Raw genomic sequence first — 21066 nt, forward strand, 5'->3', positions numbered from 1 at the left:
CGTTCGCCAGCGTCTGGCCTGCGTCCGCATCGCTGAAGGCGAAGTTGGCCGTCGTCAGCGTGACCGGCGTGTCTTCGGTGCCCGCGATCGTCGTGTCCAGGCTGGTCGGCGGCGTGTTGGCGCCGACGTTCACCGTCAGCGTCACGCTGTCGGTGCCGCCGTGGCCATCGCTCACCGTGTAGGTGATCGTCACCGGGCCGCTCACGTTGGCAGCGGGCGTGAAGTTCAACGTGCCGTCGGCATTGACGGTGACCGTGCCCTGCGACGGGTCGTTCAGCGTGGCGCTCGTCACGGTCAGCGTGTCGCCGTCGACGTCCGTGTCGTTCGCCAGCACCGCGATGCCATTCAGCGGCGTGTTGATCGGCGTACTCGCGATGTCGTCGCCGGCCACCGGCGCGTCGTTCACCGGCGCGATGTTGACGGTCACCGTCGCGGTCGACGTGCCACCCTGCCCGTCGCTCACCGTGTACGTGAAGCTGGCCGGACCGTTGTAGTTCGCGTTCGGCGTGAAGACGACATTGCCGCCGACCAAGGCGACCGTGCCATGGGTTGCGTCCTGCACGCTGACGATCGTCAGCGGGTCGCCGTCGACGTCGCTGTCGTTCGCGAGCAGCGTCGCGACCGGAATCGTCAACGCCGTGTCCTCGACCGCGCTGACCGTTTCCGCGTTCGCCACCGGCGCGTCGTTGACCGCCGCGATGTCGATCGTGATGGTGTTCGGCGTCGTGTCGAAGGCACCGCCGGAGTCCTGCACCGAGAAGCTGAAGCGCGCATAGGCCGCGCCGTTGCCGTTGGCGGCGGGCACGAAGCTCAGGCGCCCTGCGGCGATGTCGGCGGCCGACACGACCTGCCCGGCCGTCACAGCCGTACCGTCGAGCAGCAGCGTGCCATTGGCCGGCAACGTGTCGATGCGCACGTTGGCCAGCGCCTGGCCCGCGTCCGCGTCGCTGAACGCGAAATTCGTCGTCGTCAGCGTGACTGGCGTGTCCTCGGTTCCGGAGATCGTCGCGTCCAGGCTGGTCGGTGGCGTGTTGGCGCCGACGTTGACCGTCAGCGTGGCGGTGTCGATGCCACCGTGGCCGTCGCTCACCGTGTAGCTGATGACGACCGGGCCGCTCACGTTCGTGGCAGGCGTGAAGTTCAACGTGCCATCGGCATTGACCGAGACCGTGCCCTGCGTCGGGTCGTTCAGCGTCGCTGCTGTCACGGTCAACGTGTCGCCATCGACATCGCTGTCGTTCGCGAGCACGGCGATGTTGAGGAGCGGCGTGTTGATGGCCGTGCTGGCGATGTCGTCGCCGGCGACTGGCGCGTCGTTCACCGCGCCGACGTTGACCGTCACGGTGACCGTGGACGTTGTGCCCTGGCCATCGCTCACCGTGTACGTGAAGCTCGCCGGGCCGTTGTAGTTGGCGGCCGGCGTGAACACGACGTTGCCACCCACCAGGCTCACCGTTCCGTTGACGCCGTCCTGCACGCTGACCACCGTCAGCAAGTCACCATCGACATCGCTGTCATTCACCAGCAGCGCAGAGACCGGAATGGTCAGCGGCGTGTCTTCGGTGGCGGTCACCGTGTCGGGGGTCGCCACCGGCGCGTCGTTGACGGCCGCGATGTCGAAGCTGATCGTGTTCGGCGTGGCGTCGAACGCACCACCCGAATCCTGCACCGAGAAGGTGAAGCTGGCATAGCCCGCACCGTTGCCATCCGCACCCGGCACGAAGCTCAGCCGGCCCGCGGCGATGTCCGCGCGAGAAATGACTTGCCCTGCACCGACCGCCGACCCGTTGAGCAGCAGCGTGCCATTGGACGGCAGCGTGTCGATGCGCACGTTCGCCAAGGTCTGACCGGCATCGGCATCGCTGAAGCCGAAATTCGCGACGCTCAGCGTCAGCGGCGTGTCTTCCGTGCCGCTCAGCCGCACGTCGACGCTGTCCGGCGGTGTGTTGGCGCCGACGTTGACCGTCAGCGTCGCCGTGTCGTTGCCGCCATGCCCGTCGCTCACGGTGTAGCTGACGACGACAGGGCCGCTGATGTTGGCGGCCGGCGTGAAGTTCAGCGTGCCGTCGGCATTGACCGAGACCGTGCCCTGCGCCGGGTCGTTCAGCGTCGCGGCTGTCACCGTCAACGTGTCGCCATCCACGTCGCTGTCGTTCGCGAGCACCGGGATGTTGAGGAGCGGCGTGTTGATCGGCGTGCTGGCGATGTCGTCGCCCGCCACCGGCGCGTCGTTGACTGCACCGACGTTCACCGTGACGGTCACCGTGGACGCGCCACCGTTGCCGTCGCTCACCGTGTACGTGAAGCTCGCCGGCCCGTTGTAGTTCGCGTTCGGCGTGAAGACCACGTTGCCGCCCACCAGACTCACCGAGCCGTTCACCGCGTCCTGCACGCTGGTGATGGTCAGCGTGTCGCCATCGACATCGCTGTCGTTCGCGAGCAGCGTTGCAGCCGGCACCGTCAGCGGCGTGTCTTCCACCGCGTTCAGTGTGTCCGGCGCACCGACCGGTGCGTCGTTGACGGCGGCGATGTCGAAGGTGATGGTGTTCGGCGCCGTGTCGAACGCACCGCCCGAGTCCTGCACCGAGAAGCTGAAGCGTGCGTAGCCCGTGCCATTGCCATCGGCCGCCGGGACGAAGCGCAGCGCACCGGCCGCGATGTCGCTGGCCGCGATGAGCTGGCCGGTGGTCACGGCCATGCCGTTCAACTGCAGCGTGCCGTTGGCCGGCAGCGTGTCGATGCGCACGTTGGCCAGCGCCTGGCCCGCATCGGCGTCGCTGAAAGAGAAGCTCGTGCGATCGAAGACATAAGGCGTGTCCTCGGTGCCATTGAAGGTCGCATCGACGCTGCCGGGTGGCGTGTTGGCGCCGACGTTCACGGTCAGCGTCGCGGTGGCGGTGCCGCCGTTGCCGTCGCTCACCGTGTAGCTGATGCGCACCGGGCCGCTGACGTTCGCGGCCGGCGCGAAGTTCAGCGTGCCGTCGGCGTTGACGGTCACCGTCCCCTGCGCCGGATCGTCCAGCGCCGCGCTCGTCACGGTCAATGCATCGCCGTCGACGTCGCTGTCGTTCGCCAGCACGGGGATGTCGAGCAGCGGCGTGTTGATCGGCGTCGTCGCGATGTCGTTGCCGGCCACCGGTGCGTCGTTGACGGCGGCGACGTTGATCGTGACCGTCGCGGTCGACGTGCCGCCCTGGCCGTCGCTCACGGTGTACGTGAAGCTGGCCGGGCCGTTGTAGTTGGTGTTCGGCGTGAACACGACGTTGCCGCCCACCAGGCTCACCGTGCCGTTGACGCCGTCCTGCACGCTGACGATGGTCAGCGCGTCACCATCCACGTCGCTGTCGTTGGCCAGCAGCGTGGCGACCGGGATGGACAGCGGCGTGTCTTCGGTCGCAGCCACCGTGTCGGGGTTCGCCACCGGCGCGTCGTTGACGGCGGCGATGTCGAAGGTGATGGTGTTCGGCGCGGCGTCGAAGGCACCCCCCGAGTCCTGCACCGAGAACGTGAAGCTGGCGTAGCCCGTGCCGTTGCCATCCGCAGCAGGCGCGAAGACCAGCCGGCCGGCGGCGATGTCGGCGGCCGACACGATCTGACCCGCCGTGACGGCCGAGCCGTTGAGCAGCAAGGTGCCGTTGGCCGGCGTTGTGTCGATGCGCACGTTCGCCAGCGCCTGGCCCGCGTCCGCATCGGTGAAGGCGAAGTTGGCCGTGGTCAGCGTGACGGGCGTGTCCTCGGTGCCGCTCAGCGTGGCGTCCGCGCTGGTCGGCGGCGTGTTGGCGCCGACGTTCACGGTCAGCGTCGCGGTGGCGGTGCCGCCGTTGCCGTCGCTCACCGTGTAGCTGATGCGCACCGGGCCGCTGATGTTCGCGGCCGGGTTGAAGTCCAGCGTGCCGTCGGCATTGATGCTGACGCTGCCCAGCGCCGGGTCGACGCTGGCGCTGGTGACGGTCAGGGTGTCGCCGTCGACGTCGCTGTCGTTCGCCAGCACCGGGATGTTGGCGAGCGGCACATTGATCGGCGTGCTCGCGAGGTCGTTGCCGGCCACCGGTGCGTCGTTGACGGCGGCGACGGCCACGGTCACCGTGACCGTCGTGCTGCCGCCCTGGCCGTCGCTGACGGTGTAGGTGAAGCTGGCCGGGCCGTTGTAGTTGGCGTCGGGCGTGAACACCACGTTGGCACCGATCAGGCTGACCGTGCCATGGGTCGCGTCCTGCACGCTGGTGATCGTCAGCGTGTCGCCGTCGACGTCCGTGTCGTTGGCGAGCAGCGTCGCGGCGGCGATGGTCAGCGGCGTGTCTTCGGTCGCGGCGATCGCATCGGCCGTGCCGGACGGCGCATCGTTGACCGCCGCGATGTTCAGGGTGAGCATGTTCGGCGCCGCATCGAATGCGCCCGCGCTGTCCTGCACCGAGAAGGTGAAGCTCGCATACGGCGCGCCATTGCCGTCGGCTGCCGGAACGAAGCGCAGGTTGCCTGCCGCGATGTCCGCGGCCGAGATCACCTGGCCGGCCGTCACGGCGTTTCCGCCGAGCAGCAGACTGCCGTTGGCCGGCAGCGTGTCGATGCGCACGTTCGCCAGCGTCTGGCCGGCGTCGGCATCGCTGAAGGCGAAGTTCGCCGTACCCAGCGTGACCGGCGTGTCTTCGGTGCCCGCGACCGTCGCGTCCAGGCTGGTCGGCGCCGTGTTCTCGCCGACGTTGACCGTCAGCGTGGCCGTGGCCGTTCCGCCTTGGCCGTCGCTCACCGTGTACGTGATGACGACCGGGCCGCTCACGTTGGCGGCCGGCGCGAAGTTCAGCGTGCCGTCCGGGTTGATGCCGACCGTGCCCCGCGTCGGATCGTTCAGCGTGGCGCTGGTCACCGTCAACGTGTCGCCATCCACGTCGGTGTCGTTCGCCAGCACCGGGATGCTGGCGAGCGCCGTGTTGATCGGCGTGCTGGCCAGGTCGTTGCGGGCCACCGGCGCGTCGTTCACCGCGGCGACGTTGACCGACACCGTCGCGGTCGACGTGCCGCCCTGCCCGTCGCTCACGGTGTACGTGAAGCTCGCCGGACCGTTGTAGTTGGCGTTCGGCGTGAAGACGACGTTGCCACCCACCAGGCTGACCGTGCCGTTGGTCGCGCCCTGCACGCTGACGATGGTCAGTGTGTCGCCGTCCACGTCGGTGTCGTTGGCCAGCAGCGTCGCGACCGGAATGGACAACGGTGTGTCTTCGGTCGCAGCCACCGTGTCGGGCGCTGCCACGGGTGCGTCGTTGACTGCAGCGATGTCGAAGCTGATCGTGTTCGGCGTTGCGTCGAAGGAACCGCCCGAGTCCTGCACCGAAAAGTTGAAGCTGGCGTACGCCGTGCCGTTGCCGTCCGCAGCCGGCGTGAAGACCAGCCGACCGGCGGCGATGTCGGCGGCCGAGATGACTTGCCCTGCAACGACCGCGTTGCCGTTGAGCAGCAGCGCGCCGTTGGCCGGCACGGTGTCGATCCGTACATTGACCAGTGTCTGGCCCGCGTCCGCGTCGCTGAACGCAAAGTTCGCCGTCGTCAGCGTGACCGGCGTGTCCTCGGTGCCCGCGATCGTCGCGTCAAGGCTGGTCGGCGGCGTGTTGGCACCGACGTTCACCGTCAGCGTCGCCGTGTCGGTGCCGCCATGGCCATCGCTCACCGTGTAGGTGATCACAACCGGCCCGCTCACGTTGACGGCGGGCGTGAAGTTCAATGTGCCGTCGGCGTTGATCGACACCGTGCCCTGCGCCGGCGTGTTCAGCGTGGCGCTGGTGACCGTGAGCGCGTCGCCGTCCACGTCGCTGTCGTTCGCCAGCACCGGGATGCTGCTCAGCGGCACGTTGATCGGCGTGCTCGCGATGTCGTCGCCTGCCACTGGCGCGTCGTTCACCGGCGCGACGTTGACGGTCACCGTCGCGGTCGACGTGCCGCCCTGCCCGTCGCTCACGGTGTAGCTGAAGCTGGCCGGACCGTTGTAGTTGGCGTTCGGCGTGAAGACGACATTGCCCCCCACCAGGCTCACCGTGCCGTTGACGCCGTCCTGCACGCTGACGATCGCGAGCGTGTCGCCGTCCACATCGCTGTCGTTGGCCAGCAGCGTGGCCACGGGGATGGACAGCGGCGTGTCCTCGGTCGCCGCCACGGTGTCGGCACCAGCGACCGGCGCGTCGTTGACGGCCGCGATGTTGAAGCTGACCGTGTTCGGCGTGGTGTCGAATGCGCCTGCGCTGTCCTGCACCGAGAAGGTGAAGCTCGCATACGGCGCGCCGTTGCCGTCGGCACCCGGCACGAAGCGCAGGCGGCCCGCCGCGATGTCCGCGGCCGAGATCACCTGGCCCGCCACCACGGCCGCCCCGTCGAGCTGCAGCGCACCCGCGGCCGGCAGCGTGTCGATGCGCACGTTGGCGATGCCCTGGCCCGCATCCGCATCGCTGAAAGCGAAGTTCGCCAGGCCCAGCGGCACGACCGTGTCCTCGGTGCCGGACACGGTCGCATCGGCGCTTTGCGGCGGCGTGTTGGCCGCCACGTTGACCGTCAAAGTCGCGGTCGCCGTGCCGCCATGGCCATCGCTCACCGTGTAGCTGATGCGCACCGGGCCGGTCACGTTGCTGGCCGGCGTGAAGTTCAGCGTGCCGTCGGCGTTGATGCCCACCGTGCCCTGCGCCGGATTGTCCAGCGTGGCGCTGGTGACGCTCAGCGCGTCGCCGTCGACATCGCTGTCGTTCGCCAGCACGGCGATGTTGTTGAGCGCCACGTTGATCGGCGTGCTCGCCAGGTCGTCGTTGGCCACCGGCGCATCGTTCACCGGCGTGACGTTGATCGTCAGCGTCGACGTCGCGCTCGCCGTGCCGTCGCTGACCGTGTACGCGACCACCGGCACCGCGCCGTTGTAGTCGGCCGCCGGGGTGAAGGTGTACGCGCCATTGGCCGCGATCGTGAGCGTGCCCACGCCGTCGATGCGCGCGACCTGGCCTGGCGCATAGACCGTCGCGCTGCCGGCCACGCTGAAGCCGGTCACCGACAACACGTCGCCGTCGGCGTCGCTGTCGTTGCCCAGCACGTTGCCGGACAGCGGCGTGTCCTCGGCCGTGGTGCCGACGTCGGGGTTCGCCACCGGCACGTCGTTCACCGATGCGACGCTGAGGCTCAGCGTCGACGTGGCGCTGGCCGTGCCGTCGCTGACCGTGTAAGTCACCACCGGCACCGGGCCGTTGTAGTTCGCGGCCGGCGTGAAGACATAGCTGCCGTCGGCATTGAGCGTCAGGCTGCCCGCGCCCGAGATCGTCACGGTCTGGCCCGGCAGGTACGCGGTCGCATCGCCCGCCACGCTGAAGCCCGTGACGCTGAGCGCATCGCCGTCCACGTCCGAGTCGTTCGCCAGCACGTTGCCGCTGGCCACGGTGTCCTCGGCCGTGGCGACGGTGTCGGCGTTCGCGACAGGCGCGTCGTTGACGGCCGCGATGTCGAAGCTGAGCGTGTTCGGCGTGGCGTCGAACGCGCCCGCGCTGTCCTGCACCGAGAAGGTGAAGCTGGCGTAGCCCGTGCCGTTGCCGTCGGCGCCGGGCACGAAGCTCAGTCGCCCTGCGGCGATGTCGGCAGCCGAGACCACCTGGCCCGCCGCCACCGCATTGCCGCCGAGCAGCAGCGTGCCGTTGGCCGGCAGCGTGTCGATGCGCACGTTCGCCAGTGTCTGACCGGCGTCGGCATCGCTGAAGGCGAAGTTCGCCGTGCCCAGCGCGACGGGCGTGTCCTCGGTTCCGGCGATCGTCGCGTCCGCACTCGACGGCGGTGTGTTCGTGCCGACGTTCACCGTCAGCGTGGCGCTCGCCGTGCCGCCATGGCCATCGCTCACGGTGTAGCTGATCGCCACCGGGCCGCTGATGTTGGTGGCGGGCGTGAAGCGCAGCGTGCCGTCTGCATTGATGGCGACGGTGCCCTGCGCCGGGTCGTTCAGCGTCGCACTCGTCACCGTCAGCGTGTCGCCGTCCACGTCGCTGTCGTTCGCCAACACGGGGATGCTGGTCAGCGCCACGTTGATCGGCGTGCTCGCGATGTCGTCGGCGGCCACCGGCGCGTCGTTCACCGGCGTCACGTTGATCGACAGCGTCGACGTCGCGCTGGCCGCGCCGTCGGTGACCGTGTAGGTCACGACGGGCACCGCGCCGTTGTAGTCGGGTGCCGGCGTGAAGACGTAGCTGCCGTTGCCGTTGAGCGTCAGCGTGCCGACGTCGGCGATGGCCGCGGTCTGGCCCGCGGCGTAGACCGTGCCGCTGCCCGCCACCGTGAAGCCGGTGACCGTCAGCGTGTCGCCGTCCACGTCGCTGTCGTTGCCGAGCACGTTGCCCGTGGCCTGCGTGTCCTCGGCCACGGTGGCGGTGTCGGGGCGCGCGACTGGTGCATCGTTGATCGGCGCCACGCCGAGCGTCAGGGTAGCGGTCGCGGTGGCCGTGCCGTCGCTCACGGTGTAGGTCGCCACGGGCACCGGACCGTTGTAGTCGGCAGTCGGCACGAAGGTGTACGCCCCATCCGCACCGATGGTCAGCGTGCCGATGCCGGCAAGGGTCGCGGTCTGTCCGGCGGCGAAGGTCGTGCCGCCCACCACGAACTGCGTGACCGTCAGCGTGTCGTTGTCCGCATCGCTGTCGTTCGCCAGCACGTTGCCGGTGGCGACCGCGTCCTCGGCCGTGACGACGGTGTCGGCGTTCGCGACAGGCGCGTCGTTGACGGCCGCGATGTCGAAGCTGAGCGTGTTCGGCGCCGTGTCGAACGCACCGGCGCTGTCCTGCACCGAGAAGGTGAAGCTCGCATAGCCCGCGCCGTTGCCGTCGGCGCCGGGCACGAAGCTCAGTCGTCCTGCGGCGATGTCCGTGGCCGAGATCACCTGGCCGGCGGTCACCGCATCGCCGCCGAGCAGCAGCGCGCCGTTGGCCGGCAGCGTGTCGATGCGCACGTTCGCCAAGGTCTGGCCGGCGTCTGCATCGCTGAAGCCGAAGTTCGCCGTCGCCAGCGTGACCGGCGTGTCTTCCGTGCCGGCGATGGTCGCGTCCGCGCCGTTCGGTGCTGTGTTGGCGCCGACATTGACCGTCAGCGTCGCGGTGTCGGTACCGCCGTGGCCGTCGCTCACGGTGTAGGTGACGACGACCGGGCCCGTGACATTGGCCGCCGGGCTGAAGTTCAGCGAACCATCGGCATTGACGGTGACCGTGCCGCGCGCCGTGTCGACCGTGGCACTGGTCACGCTCAGCGTGTCGCCATCGACATCGCTGTCGTTCGCGAGCACGGCGATGTTGTTGAGCGGCACGTTGATCGGCGTGTTGGCGATGTCGTCGCCAGCCACCGGTGCGTCATTGACGGCTGCGACGTTGACCGTGACCGTCGCGGTCGACGTGCCGCCCTGGCCGTCGCTCACGGTGTAGCTGAAGCTGGCCGGACCGTTGTAGTTGGCGTTCGGCGTGAAGACGACGTTGCCACCGACCAGGCTGACCGTGCCGTTGGTCGCGCCCTGCACGCTGACGATGGTCAGCGTGTCGCCGTCCACATCGGTGTCGTTGGCCAGCAACGTGGCGACCGGGATGGACAGCGGCGTGTCTTCGGTCGCAGCCACCGTGTCGGGCGCTGCCACTGGGGTGTCGTTGACTGCAGCGATGTCGAAGCTGATCGTGTTCGGCGCCGTGTCGAACGCACCGGCGCTGTCTTGCACCGAGAAAGTGAAGCTGGCGTAGCCCGTGCCATTGCCGTCGGCGCCGGGCACGAAGCTCAATCGTCCTGCGGCGATGTCAGCGGCCGAGATGACCTGCCCTGCAACGACCGCGTTGCCGTTGAGCAGCAGCGTGCCGTTGCCCGGCACGGTGTCGATGCGCACGTTCGCCAGCGTCTGGCCCGCGTCCGCATCGCTGAACGCAAAGTTCGCCGTCGTCAGCGTGACCGGCGCGTCTTCGGTGCCCGCGATCGTCGCATCCAGGCTGGTCGGCGGCGTGTTGGCACCCACGTTCACTGTCAGCGTCGCCGTGTCTGTGCCACCGTGGCCGTCGCTCACGGTGTAGGTGATGACGACCGGACCCGTGACGTTGGCCGCCGAGCTGAAGTTCAGAGAACCGTCGGCATTGACGGTGACCGTACCGCGCGCCGGGTCGACCGTGGCGCTGGTCACGCTCAACGTATCGCCATCGACATCGCTGTCGTTCGCGAGCACGGCGATGTTGTCGAGCGGCACGTTGATCGGCGTGCTCGCCACGTCGTCGCCAGCCACCGGCGCGTCGTTCACCGCCGTGAGGTTGATGCTCAGCGTGGCCGTGGCACTGGCCGTGCCGTCGCTCACCGTGTAGGTGGCCACGGGCATCGGACCGTTGTAGTTGGCGACCGGCGTGAAGACGTAGCTGCCGTCCGCATTGATCGCCAGCGTGCCGACGCCTGCGATCACCGCGCTCTGGCCGGCCAGGTAGGCGGTGCCGCTGCCGGCGACGGTGAAGCCGGTGACGCTCAGCGCATCGCCGTCGGGGTCGCTGTCGTTGGCCAGCACGTTGCCGGTGACCGCGTTGTCTTCGGCCACGGTGCGCGTGTCATCGACGGCCAGCGGCGCGTCGTTGACGGCCGACACGCTGATCGACAGCGTCGCGGTCGACACCAGGCTGCCGTCGCTCACCATGTAGGTAGCGGTCGGCACCGCGCCGTTGTAGTTGGTGGCCGGGGTGAAGCGGTAGCTGCCGTCGGCGTTGATCACCAGCGTGCCGATGCCCGCCAGGGTGGCGGTGTCGCCCGCGGTGTAGGTGGTGCCGTCGACGGTGTACTGCGTGACCGCGAGCGGCGAGCCTTCGACGTCGCTGTCGTTCGCCAGCACGTTGCCGGTGGCGACCGTGTCCTCGGGCACGGTCACGCTGTCGGGGTTGGCGATCGGCGCGTCATTGACGGCTGCGACGTTGACCGACACCGTCGCGGTCGACGTGCCACCCTGGCCGTCGCTCACGGTGTAGGTGAAGCTCGCCGGGCCGTTGTAGTTGGCGTTCGGCGTGAAGACGACATTGCCGCCCACCAGGCTGACCGTGCCGTTGGTCGCGCCCTGCACGCTGACGATGGTCAGTGTGTCGCCGTCCACGTCGGTGTCGTTGGCCAGCAGCGTGGCGACCGGGATGGACAAGGGCGTGTCTTCGGTCGCAGCCACCGTGTCGCCCGTTGCCACCGGCGCGTCGTTGACGGACGCGATGTCGAAGCTGAGCGTGTTCGGCGCCGCGTCGAAGGCGCCGCCCGAGTCCTGCACCGAGAAACTGAAGCTGGCGTAGCCCGTGCCGTTGCCGTCGGCGCCCGGAACAAAACTCAACCGGCCCGCCGCGATGTCTGCAGCCGAGATGACCTGCCCTGCAACGACCGCGTTGCCGTTGAGCAGCAGCGTGCCGTTGGCCGGCACGGTGTCGATTCGCACGTTCGCCAGCGTCTGGCCCGCGTCCGCATCGCTGAACGCAAAGTTCGCCGTGGTCAGCGTGACCGGCGTGTCTTCGGTGCCGGCGATCGTCGCGTCCAGGCTGGTCGGCGGCGTGTTCGCACCGACGATCACCGTCAGCGTGGCCGTGTCGGTGCCGCCATGGCCATCGCTCACCGTGTAGGTGATCACGACCGGCCCGCTCACGTTGGCGGCGGGCGTGAAGTTCAATGTGCCGTCGGCGTTGATCGACACCGTGCCCTGCGCCGGCGTGTTCAGCGTGGCGCTGGTGACCGTGAGCGCGTCGCCGTCCACGTCGCTGTCGTTCGCCAGCACCGGGATGTTGCCGAGCGGCGTGTTGATCGGTGTGCTCGCCACATCGTCGGCGGCCACCGGTGCGTCATTGACGGCGGCCACGTTCACCGTGACCGTCACGGTCGAGTTGCCGCCCTGCCCGTCGCTCACCGTGTACGTGAAGCTGGCCGGACCGTTGTAGTCGGCGTTGGGCGTGAAGACGACATCGCCGTTCACCAGCGCGACCGTTCCGTTGACCGCTCCCTGCACGCTGGTGATGCTCAGCGTGTCGCCATCGACGTCGGTGTCGTTCGCCAGCAGCGACGCCGCGGAGATGGTCAGCGGCGTGTCCTCGACCGCGGCGACGGTGTCGGGGTTGGCCACGGGTGCGTCATTGACGGCCGTGACGTCGAAGCTGAAGCTGTTCGGTGTCGGGTCGGTGTTGCGGCCGCCGTTGGCGGTGCCGCCGTCGTCCACCACCTGGAAGGTGAAGCGGCCGATGCCCGAGCCGTTGACGTCCGCCGCCGGATTGAAGCGCAGCAGGCCGAGGCTGCTCGCCGCGATGACCTGGCCTTCGGCCACCGCCACGCCGTCGAGCGTCAGCACGCCTTCCGCCGCGGGCGGCAGCGTGGTGATCACCACCGCCTGCAGGCCGTTGGCCGGGTTGTCGCCCGCGTCGGTGATCGGGAAATCTGCCGCCGAGAAGGTGTAGGCCGTGTCTTCGCCGATGACGACGGTGCGGTCGGCACCCGCGGGAGCGTCGTTCACCGGCGCGATGGCGATGATGGCCGTGTCGGTGTCCGACCGCGGGCCGCCGGCACCGGTATTGCCGAGATCGCTGGTGACCATCGTCAGCGTGACGTTGCCGTTGGCGTCGGCCACCGGCAGGTAGTCGGGCCGCGCGGCGCTCGCCAGGTAGGCGTTGATGCTGGTCAGCGAGCCTTCGAGCACCAGCACGCCGGTGCCGCTGCCGGTCACGGCCACGCCGCCGCCCGACGCGGCGGTGAGCGTGCCCGCCGGCACGCTGAGCGTGACGCGCACCGTGCCGCCGTCGGCATCCACGTCGGAGATCTGCAGGCCGGTGAGGCCGACCGATGTGTCCTCGACCGTGCTCCAGCCGGCCGGCAGCGTGTTGACCGGCGCGTCGTTGACGGCGGTGACGCTCAGCGACAGCGTGCTGCTGGCGCTGGTCGCGCCATCGCTCACCGTGTAGCCCACCACCGGCACGCTGCCGTTGAAGTTCGCGGCCGGGTTGAACAGGTAGCCGCCGTCGGCGCCGATCGTCAGCGTGCCGATGCCCTGCAGCGTGGCCGTCTGGCCGGCGGCATAGACCGTGCCGTTGACCGTGAACTGGGTGACGCTGAGCGCGTCGCCGTCCACGTCGCTGTCGTTCGCCAGCACGTTGCCCGACAGCGGCGTGTCTTCGGCGGTGCTGCCGGTGTCCGCCGTCGCCACGGGCGCATCGTTCACCGCGGTGACGGTGATCGACAGCGTCGAGGTGTCGCCGCTCGAGCCATCGGTCATGGTGTACGTGACGACCGGCACCGTGCCGTTGTAGTCGGGCGCCGGCGCGAAGGTGTAGCTGCCGTCCGCGTTGATGACCAGCGTGCCCACGCCGCCGATCGTCGCGCTCTGGCCCGCCGTGTAGGCGGTGCCATCGCCCGCGACGGTGAAGCCGGTGACAGTCACCGGGCCGTCGACGCTGCTGGTGCCGACCAGCACCGAGCCCGAGACCGGCGTGTCCTCCGCGGTCGTGACGTTCTCGTCGCCGTCGCTGAAGGCGTCGTCCACCGGATTCACCGTGATGGTCAGCGTCGCCGTGTCGCCGCTGGAGCCATCGGTCATCGTGTATGTGACCACCGGCACCGGGCCGTTGTAGTTGGCGGCCGGCGTGAAGACGTAGCTGCCGTCGGCGTTGATGACCAGCGTGCCCACGCCGGCGATCGTGGCGGTCTCGCCCGCCGCATGGCCCGCGGGGTCGCCCGCGATGGTGAAGCCGGTGACCGTCACCGGGCCGTCGACGCTGGTCGTGCCGGTGAGCACCGAACCCATCAGCACCGTGTCTTCGTTGACGCTGACTGTCTCGTCGGCGTCGGCGAAGGCGTCGTCCACCGGCGTGACCTGGAGCGTCAGCGTCGCACTGGCGGTGGCTGTGCCATCGCTCACGGTGTAGGTCGCCACGGGCACCGGGCCGTTGTAGTCGGCGGCCGGCGTGAACACATAGGCGCCGCTGGCGGCAATGGTCAGCGTGCCGATGCCGGCCAGGTTGGCGGTCTGGCCCGCGGCGTAGGTCGTGCCGCCAACGGTGAACTGCGTCACGGCCAGCGCATCGCCGTCCACGTCGCTGTCGTTGGCCAGCACGTTGCCGGTCGCGACCGTGTCCTCGGCCAACGTGTTGCTGTCGGCCAGCGCCACCGGCGCATCGTTGACCGCGGCGATGTCGATCGTCAGCGTGTTCGGTGCGGCGTCGAAGGCGCCGGCGCTGTCCTGCACCGAGAAGCCGAAGCTCGCATAGGCCGCACCGTTGCCGTTCGCGGCCGGCACGAAGCTCAGCGCACCGCTCGCGATGTCGGCGGCAGAAATCGTCTGGCCCGTGACGACGGCGGCGCCGTTGTAGAGCAGCGTGCCATTGGCCGGCAGCGTGTCGATGCGCACGTTGGCCAGGCGCTGGTCGGCGTCGGCGTCGCTGAACGGGAAGTTCGCGGTCGACAGCGTGAGCGGCGTGTCTTCGGTGCCGGCAACCGTCGTGTCCGCGCTTTGCGGCGGCGTGTTGGCGCCGACGTTGACCGTCAGCGTCGCGCTGGCCGTGCCGCCGTTGCCGTCGCTCACGGTGTAGCGGATGAGCACCGCGCCGCTCACGTTGGCGGCGGGTGCGAAGCGCAGCGTGCCGTCGGGGTTGACGGCGACCGTGCCTTGCGCCGGGTCGTCGAGCGTCGCGCTGGTGACGGTCAGCGTGTCGCCGTCCACGTCGCTGTCATTGGCCAGCACCGGGATGCTTGCCAGCGGCGTGTTGATCGGCGTGCTCGCGACATCGTTGCCGGCCACCGGCGCGTCGTTCACCGCAGCGATGTTGACCGTGACCGTGGCGGTCGACGTGCCGCCGTGGCCGTCGCTCACCGTGTACGTGAAGCTGGCCGGGCCGTTGTAGTTGGCGTTCGGCGTGAAGACGACGTCGCCGTTGACCAGCGCGACCGTTCCGTTGACCGCGCCCTGCACGCTGGCGATGCTCAGCGTGTCGCCGTCGACATCCGTGTCGTTGCCCAGCAGCGTGGCGGCGGGAATGGTCAGCGGCGTGTCCTCGGTGGCACCGAGCGTGTCGTTGCCGGCCACCGGCGCGTCGTTCACCGGATTGACGGTGATGGTCAGCGTCGACGTGTCGCCGCTGGAACCATCGGTCATCGTGTACGTGACGACCGGCACCGGGCCGTTGTAGTTCGCCACCGGCGTGAAGGTGTAGCTGCCGTCGGCGTTGATGGCCAGCGCACCGACGTTCGCGATGGCCGCGGTCTGGCCTGCGCCGTAGTTCGTCGTGTCGCCCGCCACGGTGAAGCCGGTGACGGTCACCGGGCCGTCCACGCTGCTGGTGCCCGTGAGCACCGAGCCGGTCAGCGTCGAGTCCTCGTTCACGCTGACGTTCTCGTCGGCGTCGGAGAAGGGGTCGTCCACCGGCGTGACCTGGATCGTCAGCGTCGAGCTCGCGGTGGTGGTGCCGTCGCTCACCGTGTACGTGGTGACCGGCACCGGCCCGTTGTAGTTGGCGACCGGCGTGAAGGTGTAGCTGCCGTCGCTGCCGATCGTGAGCGTGCCGACGCCATCGATCACCGCCGTCTGGCCCGCCGTGTAGCTGAGGCCGTTGAGCGCGAACTGCGTCACCGTGAGCGTGTCGCCGTCCACGTCGCTGTCGTTGCCCAGCACGTTGCCGGTCGCGACCGTGTCCTCGGGGATGGTGGCGGTGTCGGCCAGCGCCACCGGCGCATCGTTGACCGCGGCGACGTTGATCGCGACCGTGGCGGTCGACGTGCCGCCATGGCCGTCGCTCACCGTGTAGCTGAAGCTGGCCGGTCCGTTGTAGTTGGCGTTCGGCGTGAAGACGACGTTGCCGTTGACCAGCGCGACCGTTCCGTTGACCGCGCCCTGCACACTGGCAATGCTCAGCGTGTCGCCGTCGACGTCCGTGTCGTTGGCCAGCAGCGTGGCGGCGGGGATGGTCAGCGGCGTGTCTTCGGTGGCGCCGAGCGTGTCGTTGGCGGCCACCGGCGCGTCGTTCACCGGATTGACGGTGATCGTCAGCGTCGACGTGTCGCCGCTGGAACCATCGGTCATCGTGTACGTGACGACCGGCACCGCGCCGTTGTAGTTGGCCGCCGGCGTGAAGGTGTAGCTGCCGTCGGCATCGATGAACAGCGTGCCCACGCCCGCGATGGCCGCGGTCTGGCCGGCGGAGAAGCTCCCGGCGATGCCCGCGACGGTGAAGCCCGTGACCGTCACCGGCCCGTCGACGCTGGACGTGCCGGTGAGCACCGAGCCGCTCAGCGGCGTGTCCTCGTTGGTGCTGACGACCTCGTCGGCATCGGCGAAGGCGTCGTCCACCGGCGTGATGCGGATCGTCAGCGTCGAGCTCGCGGTGGCGGTGCCGTCGCTCACCGTGTAGCCGACCACCGGCACCGGCCCGTTGTAGTTGGCCACCGGCGTGAAGACGTAGGCGCCGTTGGCCGCCACCGTCAGCGTGCCGATGCCCGCCAGCGTGGCCGTCTGCCCGGCCGCGAAGCTGTAGCCGTTGACGGTGAACTGCGTGACCGAGAGGATGTCGTTGTCGACATCGACGTCGTTGCCCAGCAGGTTGCCGGTGGCGGTCGTGTCCTCGTCGATCGTGGTGGTGTCGGCATTGGCCACCGGTGCGTCGTTGACCGGCGCGATGTCGAAGCCGAGGGTGTTCGGCGCGGCGTCGAAGGCGCCGGCCGAGTCCTGCACAGAGAAGGTGAAGCTCGCATAGCCCGTGCCGTTGCCGTCGGCAGCCGGCACGAAGCTCAGCCGGCCGGCCGCGATGTCGGCGGCGGTGATCACCTGGCCCGCACTCACCGCCGCGCCGTTGTAGAGCAGCGTGCCGTTGGCCGGCAGCGTGTCGATGCGCACGTTGGCCAGCGTCTGGCCCGCGTCGGCGTCGCTGAAGGCGAAGTTGCCGGTGCCCAGCACGACGGGCGTGTCCTCGGTACCGGAGACGGTCGCGTCGAGGCTGGTGGGCGGCGTGTTGGCGCCGACGTTGACCGTCAGCGTCGCGCTGGCCGTGCCGCCCTTGCCGTCGCTGATGGTGTAGTTGATCGACACCGCGCCGCTCACGTTGCTGGCGGGCGTGAAGTTCAACGTGCCGTTCGGGTTGATGCTGACGCTGCCCTGCGCCGGGTTCGCCAGCGTGGCGCTGGTGACGCTCAGCGTGTCGCCGTCCACGTCGCTGTCGTTGGCCAGCACCGGGATGTTGGCCAGCGGCGTGTTGATGGGCGTGCTCGCCACGTCGTTGCCGGCCACCGGTGCGTCGTTGACGGCGGTGACGTTGAAGCTGAAGGTGTTCGGCGTCGGATCGGTGTCCTGGCCGCCGTTGGCGGTGCCGCCGTCGTCGACCACCTGGAAGGTGAAGCTGCCCAGCCCGTTGCCGTTGACGTTGGCCGCCGGCGTGAAGGTCAGCAGGCCCAGGCTGCCCGCCGGAATGCGCTGCCCGGCCGTCACGGCCACGCCGTTCAGGCGCAGCACGCCATCGGTGGCCGGCGGCAGCGTGGTCACGATGACCGACTGCAACGCATTGGCGGGCGCGTCGCTGGCGTCGGTGATCGGGAAGTCCGCAGCCGAGAAGGTGTAGCTGCCGTCTTCCGCCAGGGTGACGGTGCGGTCGCTGCCCGACGGCGCATCGTTGACCGGGGCGATCACGATGACCGCGGTGTCGGTGTCGATCTGCACGCCGCCGGCACCGGTGCTGCCGAGGTCGCTGGTGGTCATGGTCAGCACCACGTTGCCGCTGGCGTCCTCGGTCGGCACGTAGTTCGGCTGCGACGCGCCGGCCAGGTAGGCGTTGATGCCGGCGAGCGAGCCTTCGAGCACCAGCGTGCCCGTGCCGCTGCCGCTGACGGTCACGCCATTGGCCGATGCGCCGGTGAGCGTGCCGGTCGGCACGCTGAGCGTGACGCGCATCGTGCCGTTGCCCGCATCCACGTCCGAGATCTGCAGGCCGGTGAGCGGCAGCGACGTGTCTTCGGCGGTGGTCCAGCTGGCCGGCAGCGTGTTGACCGGCGCATCGTTGACGGCGGTGAGCGTCAGCGTGAGGCTGGCGCTGGCGGTCGCCGTGCCGTCGCTCACGGTGTAGGTGGCGGTCGGCACCGGGCCGTTGTAGTTCGCGGCCGGCGTGAAGGTGTAGCTGCCGTCCGCCGCGATGCGCAGCGTGCCGACGCCCGCGACGCTGGCCGACTGGCCCGCCAGATAGGTCGTGCCGCCGAAGTCGAACTGGGTGACCGTCAGCGTGTCGCCGTCGATGTCGCTGTCGTTCAGCAGCACGTTGCCGCTCGCGGGCACGTCCTCGGCCGTGGTGCTGCTGTCGGCATTGGCGACCGGCGCATCGTTGACCGGGTTGACGGTGAGCGTCAGCGTCGATGTGTCGCCACTCGAGCCATCGGTCATCGCGTAGGTGACGACCGGCACCGCGCCGTTGTAGTTGGCAGCCGGCGTGAAGGTGTACGCGCCGTTGCTGCCGATCACCAGCGTGCCGACGTTCGCGATGGTCGCGGTCTGGCCGGCCGCGTAGCTGGTGGCATCGCCCGCCACGCTGAAGCCGGTGACGGTCACCGGGCCGTCGACGCTGGTCGTGCCGGTGAGCACCGAACCCGTCAGCGTCGTGTCCTCGTTCACGCTGACGTTTTCGTCGGCATCGCTGAACGGGTCGTCCACCGGGTTCACGGTGATCGTCAGTGTCGACGTGTCGCCGCTCGATCCGTCGGTCATGGTGTACGTGACCACCGGCACCGGGCCGTTGTAGTTGGCGACCGGCGTGAAGGTGTAGCTGCCGTCGGCGCCGATCACCAGCGTGCCGACGTTCGCGATGGTCGCGGTCTGGCCTGCGCTGTAGTTGGTCGCATCGCCGGCGACGTGGAAACCGGTGACGGTCACCGGGCCGTCGACGCTGGTCGTGCCGGTCAATACCGAGCCGGTCAACGTGGTGTCTTCGTTCACGCTGACGTTTTCGTCGGCATCAGTGAACGGATCGTCGACCGGGTTCACCGTGATCGTCAGCGTCGACGTGTCGCCGCTCGATCCATCGGTCATGCTGTACGTGACCACCGGCACCGGGCCGTTGTAATTGGCCGTGGGGATGAAGGTGTAGCTGCCGTTGGCATTGATGACCAGGCTGCCGACGTTCGCGATGCTCGCGGTCTGGCCCGCCGTGTAGCCCGTGGCATCGCCGGCGACCGTGAAGCCGGTGACCGTGACGGGGCCGTCCACGCTGGTCGTGCCGGTCAACACCGAACCGGTCAACGTGGTGTCTTCGTTCACGCTGACGTTTTCGTCGGCATCGGTGAACGGATCGTCCACCGGATTCACCGTGATCGTCAGCGTCGATGTGTCGCCGCTCGACCCGTCGGTCATGCTGTAGGTGACGACCGGTACCGCACCGTTGTAGTTCGCGACGGGCGTGAAGGTGTAGGCGCCGTTGGCGCCGAGGATCAGCGTGCCGACATTGGCAATGACGGCGGTCTGGCCCGCGAGGTAGGTGGTCGGGTCGCCCGCCACCGTGAAGCTCGTGACCGTGACCGGGCCGTCGACGCTGTTCGTGCCGGTGAGCACCGAGCCGGTCAGCGTCGTGTCCTCGTTCACGCTGACGTTTTCGTCGGCATCGGTGAACGGATCGTCCACCGGGTTCACGGTGATGGTCAGCGTCGACGTGTCGCCGCTCGACCCATCCGTCATGGTGTACGTGACGACCGGCACCGGACCGTTGTAGTTGGCCGCGGGGATGAAGGTGTACGCGCCGTTGCTGCCGATCACCAGCGTGCCGACGTTCGCAATGGTCGCGGTCTGGCCGGCGGCGTAATTCGTCGCATCGCCCGCGATGCTGAAGCCGGTGACGGTCACCGGGCCGTCGACGCTGGTCGTGCCGGTGAGCACCGAACCCGTCAGCGTCGTGTCTTCGTTCACGCTGACGTTTTCGTCGGCGTCGGTGAACGGGTCGTCCACCGGGTTCACCGTGATCGTCAGCGTCGACGTGTCGCCGCTCGACCCATCCGTCATCGTGTACGTCACCACCGGCACCGGGCCGTTGTAGTTGGCGACCGGCGTGAAGGTGTAGCTGCCGTCGGCATTGATGACCAGGTTGCCGACGTTCGCGATGGTCGCGGTCTGGCCCGCCGTGTAGCTCCTGGCGTCGCCCGCGATGGTGAAGCCGGTGACGGTGACGGGGCCATCGACGCTCGTGGTGCCGGTGAGCACCGAACCCGTCAGCGTCGTGTCCTCGTTGACGCTGACGCTCTCGTCGGCATCGGTGAACGGGTCGTCCACCGGATTCACCGTGATCGTCAGCGTCGACGTGTCGCCACTCGACCCATCCGTCATCGCATAGGTGACGACCGGCACCGGGCCGTTGTAGTTGGCCACCGGGATGAAGGTGTACGCGCCGTTGGCGTTGATCACCAGCGTGCCGACGCCTGCGATCGTGGCGGTCTGGCCCGCCGTGTAGTTCGTGGCATCGCCCGCGACGGTGAAGCCGGTGACCGTGACGGGGCCGTCCACGCTGGTCGTGCCGGTGAGCACCGAGCCTGTGAGCGTCGTGTCCTCGTTCACGCTCACCGTCTCATCGGCATCGGTGAACGGGTCGTCGACCGGGTTGACCGTGATCGTCAGCGTCGACGTGTCGCCGCTCGATCCGTCGGTCATCGTGTACGTGACCACCGGCACCGCGCCGTTGTAGTTGGCGGCCGGGACGAAGGTGTAGCTGCCGTTGGCATTGATCACCAGCGTGCCGACGCCCGCGATGGTGGCGCTCTGGCCGGCCGTGTAGTTCGTCGCGCTGCCCGCGACGGTGAAGCCGGTGACGGTCACCGGGCCGTCCACACTGGTCGTGCCGGTGAGCACGGAGCCGGTGAGCGTCGTGTCCTCGTTCACGCTCACCGTCTCGTCGGCGTCGGTGAACGGGTCGTCCACCGGGTTCACCGTGATCGTCAGCGTCGACGTGTCGCCGCTCGACCCATCCGTCATCGTGTATGTGACCACCGGCACCGGGCCGTTGTAGTTGGCGACCGGCGTGAAGGTGTAGCTGCCGTTGGCATTGATCACCAGCGTGCCGACGCCCGCGATGGTGGCGCTCTGGCCGGCCGTGTAGT

At 69.0% G+C, this 21066-nt stretch carries 1 protein-coding gene (cut by a window edge); it reads right to left on the minus strand.

What is annotated here, in order from left to right:
- Window positions 1–21040, minus strand: the 5' portion of a protein-coding gene (locus tag AC07PZ_RS12685) for an Ig-like domain-containing protein (RefSeq protein ID WP_495295695.1). 15263 nt of this gene lie to the left of the window's left edge; the window shows 21040 of its 36303 coding nt (coding positions 1–21040); its start codon is at window positions 21038–21040; its stop codon lies off the left edge, out of view.
- Window positions 21041–21066: the final 26 nt, after the last annotated feature.

It is taken from the genome of Variovorax sp. GW821-FHT10B04, from assembly GCF_059415645.1.